This window comes from Fictibacillus sp. WQ 8-8, assembly GCF_024494405.1.
Classification (GTDB): Bacteria; Bacillota; Bacilli; order Bacillales; family Fictibacillaceae; genus Fictibacillus_C; species Fictibacillus_C marinisediminis.
This window is the reverse complement of sequence record NZ_JAMXKG010000004.1, coordinates 23823-39501: the sequence shown is the minus strand read 5'-3', so window position 1 is coordinate 39501 and position 15679 is coordinate 23823. Positions and strand designations below refer to the sequence as shown.

General features: G+C 41.2%; 13 protein-coding genes. 8 read left to right on the top strand and 5 right to left on the bottom strand.

The features are described from left to right. Positions 1 to 6: 6 nt before the first annotated feature. The 8 genes from M1K46_RS09660 to M1K46_RS09625 all read left to right on the top strand — a co-directional run bounded on the left by M1K46_RS09660 (position 7) and on the right by M1K46_RS09625 (position 9131). Entirely contained in the window at positions 7 to 972 is a 966-nt protein-coding gene (locus M1K46_RS09660; protein ID WP_256225883.1) for a carbohydrate ABC transporter permease, read from the top strand. After that, the gene (locus tag M1K46_RS09655) at positions 972 to 1967 is read left to right on the top strand and encodes an N-acetylglucosamine kinase (RefSeq protein WP_256225882.1); all 996 of its coding nucleotides are present in this window, start codon (positions 972 to 974) and stop codon (positions 1965 to 1967) included. The genes M1K46_RS09660 and M1K46_RS09655 overlap by 1 nt, the downstream gene beginning before the upstream one ends. Beyond that, positions 1951 to 3279: a 6-phospho-beta-glucosidase gene (locus M1K46_RS09650; protein WP_256225881.1), complete on the top strand. Its 1329-nt coding sequence runs from the start codon at positions 1951 to 1953 to the stop codon at positions 3277 to 3279. Before M1K46_RS09655 ends, M1K46_RS09650 begins: the two co-directional genes overlap by 17 nt. Positions 3280 to 3343: 64 nt before the next feature. Further along, positions 3344 to 4159, top strand: coding sequence for a 5-deoxy-glucuronate isomerase (iolB, locus tag M1K46_RS09645; protein WP_256225880.1), 816 nt, complete (start codon positions 3344 to 3346; stop codon positions 4157 to 4159). Positions 4160 to 4181: 22 nt separating this feature from the next. Beyond that, positions 4182 to 5192 (top strand): 5-dehydro-2-deoxygluconokinase, encoded by a 1011-nt coding sequence (gene iolC, locus M1K46_RS09640; protein ID WP_256225879.1) that lies wholly within the window; start codon positions 4182 to 4184, stop codon positions 5190 to 5192. 6 nt (positions 5193 to 5198) lie between these two features. Beyond that, positions 5199 to 7109 carry a 3D-(3,5/4)-trihydroxycyclohexane-1,2-dione acylhydrolase (decyclizing) gene (gene iolD, locus M1K46_RS09635; RefSeq protein ID WP_256225878.1) on the top strand — a complete coding sequence of 637 codons (1911 nt, stop codon included), beginning with the start codon at positions 5199 to 5201 and terminating at the stop codon, positions 7107 to 7109. A gap of 15 nt (positions 7110 to 7124) precedes the next feature. Next, complete coding sequence (gene iolE, locus M1K46_RS09630; RefSeq protein ID WP_256225877.1) at positions 7125 to 8033, top strand: myo-inosose-2 dehydratase; 909 nt, start codon at positions 7125 to 7127, stop codon at positions 8031 to 8033. Positions 8034 to 8087: 54 nt separating this feature from the next. Then, positions 8088 to 9131: a Gfo/Idh/MocA family protein gene (locus M1K46_RS09625; protein ID WP_256225876.1), complete on the top strand. Its 1044-nt coding sequence runs from the start codon at positions 8088 to 8090 to the stop codon at positions 9129 to 9131. Positions 9132 to 9228: 97 nt separating this feature from the next. On the opposite strand, the gene M1K46_RS09620 is transcribed toward M1K46_RS09625, so the two are convergent. From M1K46_RS09620 to M1K46_RS09595, 5 genes are all read right to left on the bottom strand, one after another. Then, complete coding sequence (locus M1K46_RS09620; RefSeq protein WP_256225875.1) at positions 9229 to 10377, bottom strand: Ig-like domain-containing protein; 1149 nt, start codon at positions 10375 to 10377, stop codon at positions 9229 to 9231. A 694-nt stretch (positions 10378 to 11071) separates the two neighbouring features. Beyond that, positions 11072 to 12397, bottom strand: a complete 1326-nt coding sequence (locus M1K46_RS09610; protein ID WP_256225874.1) for an alpha-glucosidase/alpha-galactosidase — start codon at positions 12395 to 12397, stop codon at positions 11072 to 11074. Positions 12398 to 12420: 23 nt separating this feature from the next. Continuing rightward, on the bottom strand, positions 12421 to 13251 hold the full coding sequence (locus tag M1K46_RS09605; RefSeq protein ID WP_256226140.1) for a carbohydrate ABC transporter permease: 831 nt from the start codon (positions 13249 to 13251) through the stop codon (positions 12421 to 12423). Then, entirely contained in the window at positions 13251 to 14174 is a 924-nt protein-coding gene (locus M1K46_RS09600; RefSeq protein ID WP_369795794.1) for a carbohydrate ABC transporter permease, read from the bottom strand. The genes M1K46_RS09605 and M1K46_RS09600 overlap by 1 nt, the downstream gene beginning before the upstream one ends. A 59-nt stretch (positions 14175 to 14233) precedes the next feature. After that, positions 14234 to 15496, bottom strand: coding sequence for an ABC transporter substrate-binding protein (locus M1K46_RS09595; RefSeq protein ID WP_256225873.1), 1263 nt, complete (start codon positions 15494 to 15496; stop codon positions 14234 to 14236). Positions 15497 to 15679 lie beyond the last annotated feature (183 nt).

Below are 15679 nucleotides of genomic sequence, written 5' to 3'. Positions count from 1 at the left end.
GCTACGATGTTCGAACCAACGCTAGAACAAAGCACAGTCAGGAATGAAGTGAAACCAGCCGTCAAAGTTAAGTCTAAGTTATTTAAGACAAAAAGCACGGACCTTATTCCTCCCTTCTATTTGTGGAGTGGCTTAATCTTGCTGGCTATTTTCACATTGGCGCCTTTTATTTATCTTTTTACGTCTTCAATCAGTAAAACCGAAGAGCTCCTTAGCGGACATTTAATTCCTCATTCTCCGACATTAGAAAACTATTACAAACTTTTTACGGGGAATGGGGCGGGCGAATTTATAGCTGCCATGAAAAACAGTGTGATCGTTTCATTAGGTACAACTATGCTAACCTTGTTTTTGGCCATCTTTGCGTCATTTGCTTTTTCCAAGGTCAAGTTTCCGTTTCGGAATTCAGCTTTGTTTACTGTACTTGCTATGCAGCTTTTACCTTCAATCTCTATCATTGCGCCTCTCTATGTCATGATGAGAAACGGTATATCCATTACTATTCCTTTTACTAGTTTTATATTGTTTCAAACGCCACCGCTACTGGATACCGTGTGGGCTTTAATTATTTCCTACACTACCTTTTCCCTTCCGTTTGCCATTTGGATCATGACAGGTTACTTCCAAACCATTCCGAAAGCCTTGGAGGAAGCCGCAATTATTGATGGGTGTTCTCGTATCGGTACTTTGTTTAGAATTATCGTCCCTTTAGCGATGCCAGGAATAGCCGCAACGGCAATCTTTACGTTGTTATTAGCATGGGATGAGTTCATGTTCGCAAGTGCCTTCACACAAACCTTTGCATCGAAGACGCTTCCGATCGCCATCCGAGAATTTATCGGTAAGCACAGCATTGATTGGGGACTAATGACGGCTGGCGGTTTTATTGCCTCCTTACCTCCGGTTTTAGTCTCGGTATTCCTCTACAAATACATTGTTGGAGGCCTTGCAGGTGGGGGTGTGAAAGAATAATGGGAACGATTGTGATGGGTGTTGATGGGGGTGGAAGCAAAACCCAGGCCGTCATCGTGGATCAGCATGGACAAATCATTGGGAAGGGGTATTCTGGTTGTTCCAATTATCAAGTCAATGGAATCAAAAAAGCGTTAACTAATCTGCAAGAAGCGATTTCACAAGCGATGGAGGAAGCTGAAATCAGTTATAGTGAAATCTCTTTTGTACAGTATGGATTAGCCGGTGCAGACCGTGAAAAAGATATTCGATTGCTTGAATCAGCACTCGCAACATTGCCCTTTGCTAAATGGAACTTGGTGTGCGACACGATGGAAGGATTACGGCTAGGAAGCTCTTCGAATACAGGAGTGGTTCTGGTGTGTGGGAGTGGCACCAACGCATCTGGCCGAAATCAACAAGGAAAAGTTGTCCAAACCGGTGGTTTTGGATATCTCTATGGAGATGGAGCTGGAGCAGGTGGAAACGCGCTCGCAATTGAAGTCTTTCGATCGGCCATCCGTTCCTGGGAACTCCGAGAAATACCTACTATTCTAACACATCGAGTTCCACGTTATTTTGGCTTTAGCAGCATGGAAGAGATGTGGAATCAATTCTTAGATGATGGTGTGACCAAAGTAACCGGTGATTTGGCTATTGTACTTCATGAAGCCGCAATGGACGGAGATCAGCTCTCGATAAGGATATTAAAACAGATGGGAAAAGAATTAGGATTAGCCGCAAGTTCCGTCATTAAAAGACTGGGCAGTTTACCTGCACCCATTCCCATCATTTTGACCGGCAGTGTGCTGCAAAAGGGGAAAAACCTTTATGTATTGGATTCTTTAAAACAGACCATCGAGAGTGAAGGGCATTCCATTCAGCTCGTTATACCCGAAATGGAACCGGTATTTGGAGCTGTTCTACTCGCAAGGGATCAATTAGGATTACCGACAACAACTGATGTTTTAAACCAATTGGAGAAAGGGTGGAAATATCATGAAGAACGGGCTTAAAGTGGCAGTAATTGGAGGGGGATCGTCGTATACGCCCGAACTGATTGAAGGATGTATCGAGCGGTATGAGGAGTTTCCTATTCAGGATCTTTATTTAGTGGATATTAAAGAGGGGCGGGAAAAATTAGAGATTGTTGGAAACCTTGCTAGAAGAATGATTGAAAAGGCGGGTGTACCCATCAATCTTGAGTTAACACTCAATCGAGAGGAAGCCATAACCAATGCCGATTTTGTCATTACTCAACTTCGAGTGGGAATGTTAGAAGCGAGATCCAGAGATGAAAGGATTCCTTTACGATATCAGTGTATCGGCCAAGAAACTACAGGTGCAGGCGGGTTTGCCAAAGCACTTCGCACCATACCGGTTATCCTCGATATCTGTAAAGATATCGAAAAATTCTCTCCAGAAGCGTTTCTCATTAACTTTACAAATCCCGCCGGCATGGTAACGGAAGCGGTCAATAAATATGCCAACATTAAAACGATTGGGCTTTGCAACCTCCCGATTAACACAAGAAAGCAGTTCGCTGCATTTTTTGATGTCGATGCATCTGAGGTGGAAATTGAGATGGCTGGCATCAATCACTTGAATTGGACCACTAAAATTATGGTAAGAAACAAAGATGTGACACAATCTTTTCTGGAAGAGATACCTGGTAATCAGGGGTTTACCATGAAAAATATCCCCGACATAGAGTGGGGCCGTGATTTTCTACTATCCTTAGGGTCCTTTCCTTGTGGGTATCACCGTTACTATTATAAAAAAGACGAGATTCTTCAGCAGCAAATTCAGCAATTAAAGGATGAAGGTACTAGAGCGGATGAGGTGAAAAAGGTGGAGGCAGCCTTATTTGAAAGGTATAAAGATCCTAACCTTTCCATCAAGCCGCCTGAACTTGCTCAAAGAGGCGGCGCGTATTACTCAGAGGCCGCGGTAAATATCATGTCTTCCATCTACAACAATAAAAAGGACATTCAAACGGTCAATGTCCAGAACAATGGCATCCTCGCCTGTCTTCCTTCTACGGCCTCCATTGAAGTAAATTGTGTGATTGATCACCAAGGAGCCCATCCTATTCAGCTTTCAACGGAGATTGATGCAAGGATACGCGGCTTGCTTCAGGTGGTAAAAGCCTACGAAGAATTGGCTATTGAGGCTGCTGTTCATGGGGATTACTCTTCGGCACTGATGGCCCTGACCACCCATCCACTGGTTAAGAGTGCTTCGGTTGCTGAAAAGATCCTTCGAGATATTTTGGAAGAAAACAAAGACTACTTACCTCTATTTTTCTCAGAAAGTAAAACGATTTAAGTTATCTATTTAATCCAGCTGCTAAAGAAGTGATAGTGCAAAACAACTAAAGGAGGAGGTACATATGACGCAATTGTTATGCAAACCAGAAAAAAGGGAGATCGCTTCAGGAGTGACCATTGTTCATGAAGTAAAAAATGAGGTTTCTCCTTTGCAGTATGTTGAACTTAAAATTATTGAATTAGCGCCAGGTGCTAAATATACTGAAACCTTAAACGATAAAGAATGCTGCATCGTTGCTTTGAAAGGGACCATTAATGTTAAGGATCAGAAGAATACATTCACTAAACTTGGTACCCGTGAGAGTGTCTTTGACAAGATTCCTACGGACAGTGTGTATATATCCAATCAGCAGCGGTTAGAAGTAGAAGGAGTGAAGCCTGCGCGCGTGGCTTTATGTTATTCGCCTACGGATAAGATTCTACCTGCAAAATTAATTAAAGCTGAGGAAAATGAAGTAGAGAATCGAGGCAGCCGTAATAATCAGCGTTTGGTTCATAATATATTACCTGATTCCAACTCAGCAGCTCATCGTTTGTTGGTAGTCGAGGTTTATACAGAGAGCGGCAATTGGTCAAGTTATCCTCCTCATAAACATGATCAAGATAACCTGCCAGAGGAATCTCTATTAGAAGAAACGTATTACCACGAAATTAATCCACCACAAGGCTTCGTGTTTCAGCGTGTTTACACCGATGATCGTTCGCTCGATGAAACCATGACCGTTGAAAACGGCGATGTTGTTTTGGTGCCGGAAGGGTATCATCCAGTAGGGGTTCCCGAGGGATATACCTCTTATTATTTAAATGTTATGGCAGGACCAAACCGTATTTGGAAATTTCATAATGATCCGAACCACAAATGGATATTAGAACGCTAGATAGCTAGAAAGGAGTGGGAAAATGAAAGTTGAGTTTAGTAAAAACAGAGAATTTGATATTATCGCCATTGGCCGAGCCTGCATTGATTTAAATGCTACGGAGTACAACCGCCCGATGGAAGAAACCATGACCTTTACGAAATATGTAGGGGGATCGCCTGCTAATATTGCCATTGGCAGCTCGAAATTAGGCCTGAACGCTGGTTTTATTGGTAAAATTTCAGATGATCAGCATGGACGCTTCATTCTGCAATACATGAACCGAATGGACGTGGATACATCCAATCTGATCATTGATAAAGAAGGACATAAAACAGGTCTGGCTTTTACAGAGATTAAAAGTCCAGAAGAGTGCAGCATCCTCATGTATCGTGAGGATGTAGCCGATTTATACTTAGCACCCTCTGAAATTAGTGAAAGTTACTTAAAACGATCAAGTATTCTTTTGGTCTCAGGAACCGCTCTATCAAAAAGCCCTTCAAGAGAGGCCGTATTAAACGCCATTCAATTAGCAAAAAGAAATCATGTTTTGGTTATTTTTGAATTGGATTATCGGCCATACACTTGGAAATCACGTGAAGAGACATCCGTATATTACTCATTGGTGGCTGAACAGTCCGATGTAATTCTTGGTACAAGAGATGAGTACAACATACTTGAAAACAAGCCAAACGGCAAAAATGAAGACACGATCCAATATCTATTTCAACACTCGCCTAGATTAATTGTGATTAAGCAAGGGGTTGAGGGATCGTTTGCTTATACCAGAGAAGGAGAAACCTATGAGGGGAAAGCTTATCCAACCGAAGTGTTAAAAACATTTGGTGCAGGGGATTCTTATGCTTCCGCTTTCTTATATGCTCTCATCAAAGGCAAAGGAATTGAAAGCGCTTTAAAATATGGAAGTGCCTCTGCTTCCATTGTAGTTAGCAAACACAGTTCTTCAGAGGCCATGCCAACCGTACAAGAAATCGAACAGTTCATTAGAGAAAAGGAAAGTCCCTTAAATGAATCAATCCATGTAAAGGGGTGAATGAAAATGAGAACCATAAGGTTAACAACAGCACAAGCACTAATTAAATTCTTAAATCAACAGTATCTCCATGTTGATGGCAAGGAATTTCATTTTGTTGAAGGAATTTTTAGTGTATTTGGCCATGGAAACGTCCTTGGGATTGGGCAAGCTTTAGAACAAGACGCAGGACACTTAAAAGTGATTCAAGGTAAAAATGAACAAGGAATGGCACATGCAGCAATTGCTTACAGCAAAGAAATGTTAAGACAGAAAATCTATGCTGTTACCACTTCCGTCGGGCCTGGATCCGCCAATTTGGTGGCTGCAGCAGGAACGGCACTATCCAATAATATTCCGGTGCTTTTCCTGCCTGCTGATACGTTTGCCACCCGTCAACCCGATCCTGTTCTTCAGCAGGTTGAACAAGAGTACAGCGCAGCAGTCACTACCAATGATGCCCTCAAGCCGGTCTCAAGATATTGGGATCGAATTACCCGTCCTGAACAATTAATGAGTAGTTTACTCCGAGCATTTGAAGTGATGACAGACCCTGGTAAGGCAGGTCCAGCCACCATTTGTATCTCTCAAGATGTTGAAGGAGAGGCTTATGACTTTCAAGAAGCTTTTTTTGAAAAACGAATCCACTACCTCGACCGCCAGTTACCGACTGAACGTGAGCTGACAGGTGCGGCAGAGTTAATTAAGATGAGCGAAAAACCCCTAATCATTGTAGGTGGAGGAGCTAAATATTCTCAAGCCCGTGATGTCTTAATCGCTCTTTCTGAAAAACATGCCATTCCGCTGGTGGAAACCCAAGCTGGAAAATCGACTGTAGAATCTACCTTTGTCAACAACCTCGGTGGAATGGGCGTTACCGGTACCTTGTCGGCGAATAAAGCGGCACAACAGGCGGATCTCATTATTGGGATAGGGACACGATATACCGATTTTGTGACGTCTTCCAAAACGGCGTTCAGTTTTGATCAAACGAATTTCCTTAACATTAATGTGAACCGTTTTCAAGCATATAAACTAGATGCATTTCAGGTGGTGGCTGATGCGAAAACAACGTTAGAGCAGTTGATGCCTATGTTAGAAGGTTACCGTAGTAATTTTGGTGAGGACATCCCCTGCCTAAAAGAAGAATGGCTGGCAGAACGTCAACGCTTAAGCCAAGTAAGTTTCAATCGAACAGAATTTGATCCGGAAATTAAAAATCATTTCTCTCAAGAGATACTTAACGAATATGCGGCTGAGCTTGAAACGGAGTTTGCTCAAACGACTGCATTAGTAACCATCAATGACACCATTGATCCTGCCAGTTATGTAATTGGTTCTGCAGGCTCCCTCCCAGGAGATTTGCAACGCCTATGGCGATCGGAAGTGCCCAATACTTATCATCTGGAATATGGTTACTCATGTATGGGATACGAAGTATCTGGTGCGCTGGGCATCAAGTTGGCACATCCCGATCAAGAAGTCTATGCCATGGTTGGGGATGGGAGTTTTTTAATGCTCCACTCTGAATTAATTACAGCTATTCAATACAATCAAAAAATTAATCTGCTTCTCTTTGATAACTCTGGGTTTGGCTGTATTAACAATCTACAGATGGAAAACGGGGGCGGAAGTTACTTTTGCGAATTTAGAACGTCAGACAACCAGATCTTAAACATTAATTACGCGAAAGTCGCGGAAGGATATGGTGCGAGAGCCTATCAGGTGAACAATAAAGAGGATCTAATCCATGCCCTTGAAGATGCAAAGCAGCAAACCTGTTCGACGCTGATTGAAATTAAAGTATTGCCGAAAACCATGACTGCTGGATATGAGGCCTGGTGGAATGTAGGAGTTGCTGAGGTATCCAATAAAGAAAGTGTGCAACAAGTCTATGATGCAAAACAGAAGAAACTCCAGGAGGCAAAACAATACTAAAAAAGGAGACCCAAGATGGAGAATCAAGGTATCTTTTGGGGGATTGCCCCTATAGGCTGGCGGAATGATGATCTGCCGGAAATTGGTGCAGAAAACACCTTGCAGCACCTGCTGAGCGACATTGTTGTAGCAGGATTTGAAGGAACAGAGGTCGGAGGTTTTTTTCCTGAACCCGAAGTATTAAATAAAGAACTTGCACTTCGTAATTTAAAGATAGCAGGGAAGTGGTTTAGTAGTTATATCATCCGTAATGGACTTTCTAGTGTCGTTGCAGCATTTCGTATTCACTGCCAATATCTGCAGGAGGTTCATGCGGATGTGGCGGTTGTATCGGAGCAAACCTACAGCGTTCAAGGAGAAGATACAAATATCTTTTTGAATAAGCCAGCTTTTACGGATCAAGAATGGAACGTATTATGTGAGGGACTTAATATTCTAGGGGAGATAGCGACAACGTATGGATTACGCCTGGCTTACCATCATCACATGGGTACCGGAGTACAAACTTTAGCTGATATTGACCGACTTTTAGAACATACAGATCCACATTTTGTACATTTACTATACGACTCCGGCCATATCTTTGTTTCCGATGGAGATTACCTCACATTGCTTCACAAACATATTGACCGGATAAAACATGTTCATTTTAAAGATGTAAGGAAAGATACTTTACAGGAATGCAAGGAACGAGGGAAGTCATTCCAACAGTCGTTTTTACATGGTCTGTTTACGGTACCTGGCGATGGATGCATTGATTTTACAGAACCCTATCAGACGCTAGTAGAACATGGTTATCAAGGGTGGATTGTCATTGAGGCTGAACAAGACCCTTCCATTGCTCATCCATTGGAGTATGCCTTAATAAGTCGTAAGTACATTGATGAAAAGCTTCTATTCAAAAAGGAAGAAAAGATGGTATGAACCTAAAAGGTATAACAAGATTCTAAATGAACTTGGATTCAAGGAGGGTTAATCATGACGTTGAAATTTGGCGTAATTGGGACCGGTGCAATTGGCAGGGAACATATCAATCGAATCACCAATACATTATCTGGCGGTAAGATTGTGGCAGTAACTGATGTGAATTCGGAAGCCGTAAAAAGTGTTATAGACGAGTTTCAATTGGATGCCGCCATCTTTCCAGATGATCATTCATTGATCAAGGATCCTAATGTAGATGCAGTGCTTGTAACAAGCTGGGGACCGGCTCATGAGCAAAGTGTACTGGCGGCTATTGAGGCAGGAAAGTACGTCTTTTGTGAAAAGCCATTAGCTACGACAGCCGAAGGGTGTCGTAGAATTATAGAAGCAGAAATGAAACAAGGGAAACGATTGGTTCAAGTAGGCTTTATGCGCCGTTATGATTCAGGGTACGTACAATTAAAGCGTGTACTGGACAGCCATGATATTGGGGAGCCATTAATGATTCGCTGTGTGCATCGTAATGCAAGTTCAAATGAAAATTACACCTCAGATATGGCAGTATCAGACACTCTCATCCATGAAATAGATGTTCTTCACTGGCTGGTCAATGATGAATATCAATCGGTTCAAGTGTTCTTTCCCAAAAAGACCAAACATGCTTTAGGGCATTTAATTGACCCACAGATTTTTATACTGGAAACTAAAGCTGGAATTGTCATTCAGGCAGAGGTTTTTGTAAATTGCAATTATGGTTACGATATTCAGTGTGAAGTAATTGGGGAAGACGGAGTCGCATATCTTCCGGACGTATCGAGTGTTGTTACACGAAAAGAAGGTAAAAGAAGCACAGAAATATTAGTAGATTGGAAACTTCGTTTTCAAGATGCGTATGATAAAGAGCTTCAAGACTTTATGGATTCTATCAGAATAACAGGAAAACCCAACGGTCCTTCATCATGGGATGGTTACATTGCTGCTATAACCTCGGACGCCTGTTTAAAAGCTCAGCAAACTGGTGAGAAGGAACTGATTCAACCTGTTGAAAAACCTGTTTTTTACCTAAATACACCACGATTCTCTTTTAAACAATACTAAATCCTAAGGTTGAAAGATGAGAAGAATGATGAATAAATAAAATGAAATCAAAAGGAACTGACAAAATTTATTGCCAGTCCCTTTACAGATTTATAGACTAATGCTTAACTACTTTTTTGACCGCATTGGAACTTTTGTTGCCTGCTTTATCTGTAGCGTAAACATAAACATTTGTACCCGCTTTTTGCGGTTTAATGATGACACTGTAATTACCTTTACTGTCCGCTTTTTTGGACCCCAGTGTTTTGCTGTTTGCGCGTACTGTTACGGTAGAGTTGGCTTCAGCTTTTCCTTTTACCACTTTATCATTGTCATCAATCTTATTAATGGTAGGCTTAGTCGGCGGGATGACATCAGCTACGATAACGGTGGCTGGTGAACTGATATTCCCGCTTTTATCTTTTGCTGTGACTGTTAATTTGGTATTCGCTTTTTGAACACTTATTTTGACTGAGAAAGTCCCTTTTGACGTTGTTTTTCCGGTACCCAACGTTTTTGAACCATTTTTGATCGAAATCGTAGAATTGGCTTCTGCCTTTCCTGTTACTGCCTTATCATTGTTATCTACTTTATTAATGACAGGTTTTGATGGAGCTACATCATCAACAAATACAGGGATTACCGCGTAAAGGTCATCTTCTGTATTGTTATCAATGTCGTCTTGATTGTCATAGTCAATGGCATTTATGTAATAAGTGCCGGGTTTGTTCACTCGAAATGCCTCTACAAAAACCTCCGGATCAGAATCATCGTACCCTAAATAAACCAGGTTGTTGTTTTCTGCATAATCCTTCTGAAACAGCCCGAACAACAGCTGTATGGCAGTAGAGTTGGTTGTGCCGCCGATTAAAACGACACCTTTATCGGGAACTGTCAGTTTAAACATATCAACATCATATAGAGGCAGCAATTGGCCGACCATGGCTTTTTCAAATTTTGCTGTATTGGCTGCATCAAAATCATCATTGTATTCCATCTCATATAAAGGATCTTCATCATTAGTAGTCTTTAGATTGCCGAAACTCTCCGGGTGAAGGGGTATATCCTTTAGTCTTTGCTCCAATGGGCTTCTTTGAATGGAATATTTGTTAAAGTTTTTATCATACAACGAGTTAAGATTGTACTCCTGTTTAATCACCTTGGTCGCCTTTTCAAACTGAATGGGTGCAGCATAGGCCGTTTGTGCAGCACAAGTTGAGGCAATGATACTTGCACAAAGCAATGAATACAAACCCTTCCTTTTCACCAGCATCTCCCCTTAAAATAAGACTTTCCTACTGAACCTATTTTAATGGTCCAATCCATTTAATTCCATGAAAAGTGTTCACCAAATATGTCCAAAATCAGCTATTAATTGCAACAAAAAGTGATAATTTGCTGATGAAGGGAAGGAAGAGTAAATAGGGAATAAACTGCCTGAGAGGGGACAATTGGGAAGAATGGAGGGGCTTATATAAGGAAGATCATTTACTATTGGTCCTCACCTAATTTTCTATTAAGCATTCATACACTTTTTTTATATCCAAGATGGTTTGCAGATGCATGCCCTCGTGAAAAGTCGTCCAAAGAAGGACTTGCTCAAGGGTATCCATCCCCTGCGTTGGTTCAAATACTTCTTCTAATCGATCACCATATGTTCCCTTAATATTAGCAATTTGTTCTTTAAGTAACGGCTTCAATTCTTCGAGTGAAGGAGTTTCAGCGGTAAAGTCATCTGGAGATGTGTTTCATTCACAATTCCTCCTTTAATTGATATAGCTTATTATTCAATTACGCAGTACTATTTTCCTTTTTATAGTGTAGTAGAATTCTCTGAGTATAGTACAAATTACAAATGGCCAGCCTTGTTCCAACGAGTTTACTACTTATCAATTATCCGGCAAATTAAGTAATATGATTTAAAAAAAAAGCTAAGGACGAGGATCCTTAGCTTTTTACATTTATAAGGTTACTGCTTTGCCCTGATAGGTTAAGTGCCTCCCTTTAGTAAATGCAGGCAAGTAATCTGCATGAGCATCCAATAGTTCCTTCGTCATGTTCCACATTTCGTCCAGTGATAGAACGGAAGACGTATGGGGGTCGAGCATGACCGCCTGATACACATAATCCACATTGCTTGTAAGTACGGCTTCTACCACCAGTTGCTGAACATTGATATTGGTCATGTTCATCGCAGCCAAATGAGGTGGGAGATCGCCTACATGGATAGGCTGAATCCCTCGTTTATTGACCAGGCAAGGAACTTCCACGCAGGAATTATTCGGCAGGTTCGTAATAAGTTGTGTATTTAACACATTTCCCCAAATCTCTCGGTTGATCCCCGTTTCTAGAGAATGAATGATAGGGGCTCCAAATTCATGGCTTTTTTCCATTGGAAAGGCCTTCCCTTGGTCTATCATCTTTTGTGTTTCGGCAAATTGCTTTAAATTGTCTTCGCTTCTTCTCACATATTCATCAATTGGAATATCAAAGTCCTGAATTAACTGATCCCGTTTAATAAAATACGGTGTGTATTCGGACATATGTTCACTGGATTCTGTGATAAAGAAATTCAATCTTTTCATCATTTCAAACCGAACTTTATCTTTGGCATAAATGTTTGGGTCTTTCATAGCTTTTAAGAGAGAAGGATAAAGATCCTGACCATTTCTTTTTAACTCCAAGAACCAGGCCATATGATTGATCCCCGCAACTTTGTACTCCAGTTCTTCCACGGGAATGTTTAAGTAAGAGGACAATTCATCCGCAGTGTTTTGAACACTATGGCACAATCCGACTGATTTTATAGAAGATGCTTTCTGAATGGCCAGCATGAGCATGGCCATCGGATTTGTATAATTAAGGAAATACGCCTCTGGACAAACTTCTTCCATATCTCTGCAGATGTCGAGGAGAACCGGTATGGTCCGTAATGCACGGAATACGCCTCCAACACCTAGTGTGTCGGCAATGGTTTGTTTTAACCCATACCGTTTTGGAATTTCAAAATCAACTAAAGTTGCTTCATGCATTCCCACTTGGATTAAGTTAAGTACATAATCAGCATTGGTCAATGCCTGCTTTCGATCGATGTGCGCTTCTACCTGAGCATTGTTTCCGAACTGAGCGATGATAGATTTTGTCATTTTTTCTGCGGTTTGCAGCCGTACCGCATGAATATCGGTTAAAGAAAAGGTAGTATCCCGCAACTCTGGAAAACTTAAAATGTCTGTAATTAAACGCTTGGCAAAAACTACACTTCCTGCTCCAATAATTGTAACCTTCATCGTTAACCCTCCACTTGTTTTTTTTATCCTTTTACAGAACCTGAAGCCAGACCTTCTATAAAGTGCTTTTGCAAGAACAAGAATAAAATGACCATAGGAGCTACTGCCATGATGGCCGCTGCCGCTACGAGGTTCAAATTGTTCGTATTTTGTCCAAAGAAGCTGGACAGTGCAACAGTAATGGTTTTTACTTCTTCAGCTTGCAGGAAGAAGATCGCAAATTGATAATCATTCCAAATATACACACAAGAAATGATAAGGATGGATGCGGTAACCGGTTTTAAAAGCGGAAACACGACTTTAAAAAAGATTGAAAGTGTGCTGGCTCCATCCATTTTAGCTGCTTCTTCCAATTCCTTTGGGATGGTGGAACGGATAAATCCTGCATACAAAAAGATAGTAAGCGGCATATAAGCTGCTACGTTATTTAAAACGGCAATGGTACGGGTATTCATCATTCCGATATCCACGACCAACTGATATAAAGGTACCAGAGCGGTCAATGGGGGAATGACCATAATCGCAATAAAAAAGACATACACAAACTTGTTCAATCTGGTATCTCTTCTTGCCAGTGGGTAAGCGGCCAGCGAACCAAAAAAGATGAGAAGCAGAGCTGAAAAGAACGTGATAATCACCGTATTCAATAAGGATTGTCCTAAGTTCGCCATTTCCCAGGCTTCTCTAAAATTATCCAATGAAAATTGATGGGGGAAGATCCATTTCGAACTGAAGTCGCCCTTCGCTTTGAAAGCAGTGGTAAGCAAGATATAAAAGGGAACCAGATGATAGAGCGCTATCAACAAAGCAACAATCGTCAGCAGCGTTTTATGTTTTCGATTCAAGATTCCCATCACGCTTCTACCTCCTTGCGTTTAAAGAAAAGCAGGGCAGAAAGACTGATTATGAGTATAATGACGGCCATTAACACACCTTCCGTGGCGGCATATCCGGCATCTTGCCGATTAAAATATAAGTCATACATGAAAGTGGACATGGATTGAGAAGCATTTCCAGGTCCGCCTCCTGTTAATGAGACAATCACATCAAACAGTTTTAGGCCGCCGATGACATTCAAGACAATGTTGATGGTAATGGAGGGCATCAAAAGAGGCAGCGTTATATTTTTAAACTGATTAAAAGGGGAGGCTCCATCGAGCTGAGCAGCCTCATAATAATCTTTTGAGATGCTTTGAAGTCCGGCGAGATAAATGATCATGGCAATTCCAACGAACTGATAGGTGTTTACAAAAACAATAATCCAGGTATTCATACTTGGGTTGGCCAATGCATTGATCTTATCAAATCCCATAAGAATCAATACATCATTCAGTGCACCGCCTTGGTAAGCAAAGAAAAAATACCAAATGTAACCCATGATGAGGGGGCTGATGATGACAGGCAAGTAGATGATCGTCCGTGTAAGGCCCCGAACTTTAATACTTTGATTCAGCAGCAGAGCATACAGCAAGCCGATAATATTTTGAAACAACGTACTTCCCAGTCCGTAAAGCAACGTATTTTTAACAACAAGCCATGTGTCAGGATCTTTTAGTAAGCGGCTATATTGATGAAAGCCAATATAATCATAGATTTGAGAAAAACCATTCCAGTTCGTAAGTGAGATTTTCAAGCCGTTGAGAAACGGGTATAAAATGAAAAAGCAGACAGCGGCTAGTGCGGGTAAATACATCCACCATAGTGAGGACTGAGTGGAATGTTTCGGAGGTTTTCTTTCTTTAGCAAGCACCGCTTTTTCATTTTTAACACCAATCATGGTATTCATGAATTTCAACTCCTTTGCGGTTATGGATTCATGGATTAAACAAGCGTGCTTTATTTTTTAGGCTTATAAAGGCGTTTATATTCTGCTCCCATTTTCTTGGACACTCGTTCTGGTGTCATGGATTTGGACAGTAGTTCCTGGCCAGAGGCACCGAGAACATCCCACATTCCGCTAGGGAGGTAGACACGATCAAAGTAAGGTTCGACCTTCACATCTTTGTATTTTTCATAGTCTTTAGCGAAGTAGTTATCAGCTTCAGTGTTGGTTAGACCAGCAGGCAAAGAAGTTGCTTCAGCAATCTTTTTAACCATTTCGGGCTGTGAAATAAAATCAATAAACTTTTTCGCTTCTTTTTTATGTTCTGAATCCTTCCAGACGGCAAGCGTGTGACGTTCTCCGCCAATCCAGCTTGGCTGGTCGCCTTTATGGATGACAGGCATCGGAATAACGCCTAATTGGACCTTGGGATTTAGTTCCTTTACAGCTGGGCCAAGCAACCCTCCGCCAATAATGAACCCTATTTTGTTTTGTGCCATCAAGTCCGTCATTTGCTGGTTTTGTGCTGTTAATATGTCTTTGTTCAGGTATCCTTTCTTCTGCATTTCTTGCAGTTTTTCAGGAAGGAAGGTAAATTTCGACCAGTCAAACGTTCCAGATAAGAGCTCTTTTTTAAAGTCATGTTTGGTATCGGTTACAAGTAAAGGAGTGGCGAACTGATCAAAATATTGTCCAAAGGAGCTTTTATCTGATCCTGCAAACCAAAGAGGAGTGACCTCACCTTTGCTCTTCTTTTTAATGGTTTCCATGGCGCTCATCCATTCATCAAACGTAGCAGGCGGTTGGATTCCGTATTTTTTTAATAGGGTAGCGTTATATGTAATACCGTCTTTCGCCTGATTTAAAGGGTAAGCATAAACTTTGCCTGCTTTGTCTTTAAGAATGTCATTCATCGCAGGATCCAAGTCTTTTACCCAATTCATTTTTTGTAAATTTTCAACATATTCACCGTATCGGTCTTTTGACCAACCGTGGGTGTCAAACAAGTCGGGCATATCATTAGCTGCCATTTTTACCCGAAGCATTCCTTCATATTTATCAGCGGGAAAGTTTTCTTTAATATCAATCTTTGGATTTTTCTTTTCAAATTCTTTAATGGCATCAGCTAAAGCAGCCTTGTCCGATTCGTTGGTTACGGTAGAGAATAAGGTTAATTGTACGGTGCCTCCGCTTCCAGAACTGGACTGTTTATTACAGCCCGTCAAAGCTAAAGCAATGGCTGATGTTATTAGTAATGTTTTACCTAGCTTTTTCAACGTAATTCCCCCTAGTAATTAATGGTTTTAAAACCAAAACAAACGATCCTAAGAATGTTTGCACAATGACCGGGGCTCCTATATAATTTATAGTTGCTCCTTGGTAAATGGGAGTTCTGGGTTATTCGCTAGAAACTAGTGATTGGCAGTCACTCATACCAATGGGCTAGATTGGTAGGTTTC

Excerpts from the sequence above, each read along its gene's own strand:
- M1K46_RS09660 (WP_256225883.1), top strand. The coding sequence starts at position 7 with ATGTTCGAACCAACGCTAGAACAAAGCACAGTCAGGAATGAAGTGAAA.
- M1K46_RS09655 (WP_256225882.1), top strand. The coding sequence starts at position 972 with ATGGGAACGATTGTGATGGGTGTTGATGGGGGTGGAAGCAAAACCCAG.
- M1K46_RS09650 (WP_256225881.1), top strand. The coding sequence starts at position 1,951 with ATGAAGAACGGGCTTAAAGTGGCAGTAATTGGAGGGGGATCGTCGTAT.
- iolB (WP_256225880.1), top strand. The coding sequence starts at position 3,344 with ATGACGCAATTGTTATGCAAACCAGAAAAAAGGGAGATCGCTTCAGGA.
- iolC (WP_256225879.1), top strand. The coding sequence starts at position 4,182 with ATGAAAGTTGAGTTTAGTAAAAACAGAGAATTTGATATTATCGCCATT.
- iolD (WP_256225878.1), top strand. The coding sequence starts at position 5,199 with ATGAGAACCATAAGGTTAACAACAGCACAAGCACTAATTAAATTCTTA.
- iolE (WP_256225877.1), top strand. The coding sequence starts at position 7,125 with ATGGAGAATCAAGGTATCTTTTGGGGGATTGCCCCTATAGGCTGGCGG.
- M1K46_RS09625 (WP_256225876.1), top strand. The coding sequence starts at position 8,088 with ATGACGTTGAAATTTGGCGTAATTGGGACCGGTGCAATTGGCAGGGAA.
- M1K46_RS09610 (WP_256225874.1), bottom strand. The coding sequence starts at position 12,397 with ATGAAGGTTACAATTATTGGAGCAGGAAGTGTAGTTTTTGCCAAGCGT.
- M1K46_RS09605 (WP_256226140.1), bottom strand. The coding sequence starts at position 13,251 with ATGGGAATCTTGAATCGAAAACATAAAACGCTGCTGACGATTGTTGCT.
- M1K46_RS09600 (WP_369795794.1), bottom strand. The coding sequence starts at position 14,174 with ATGATTGGTGTTAAAAATGAAAAAGCGGTGCTTGCTAAAGAAAGAAAA.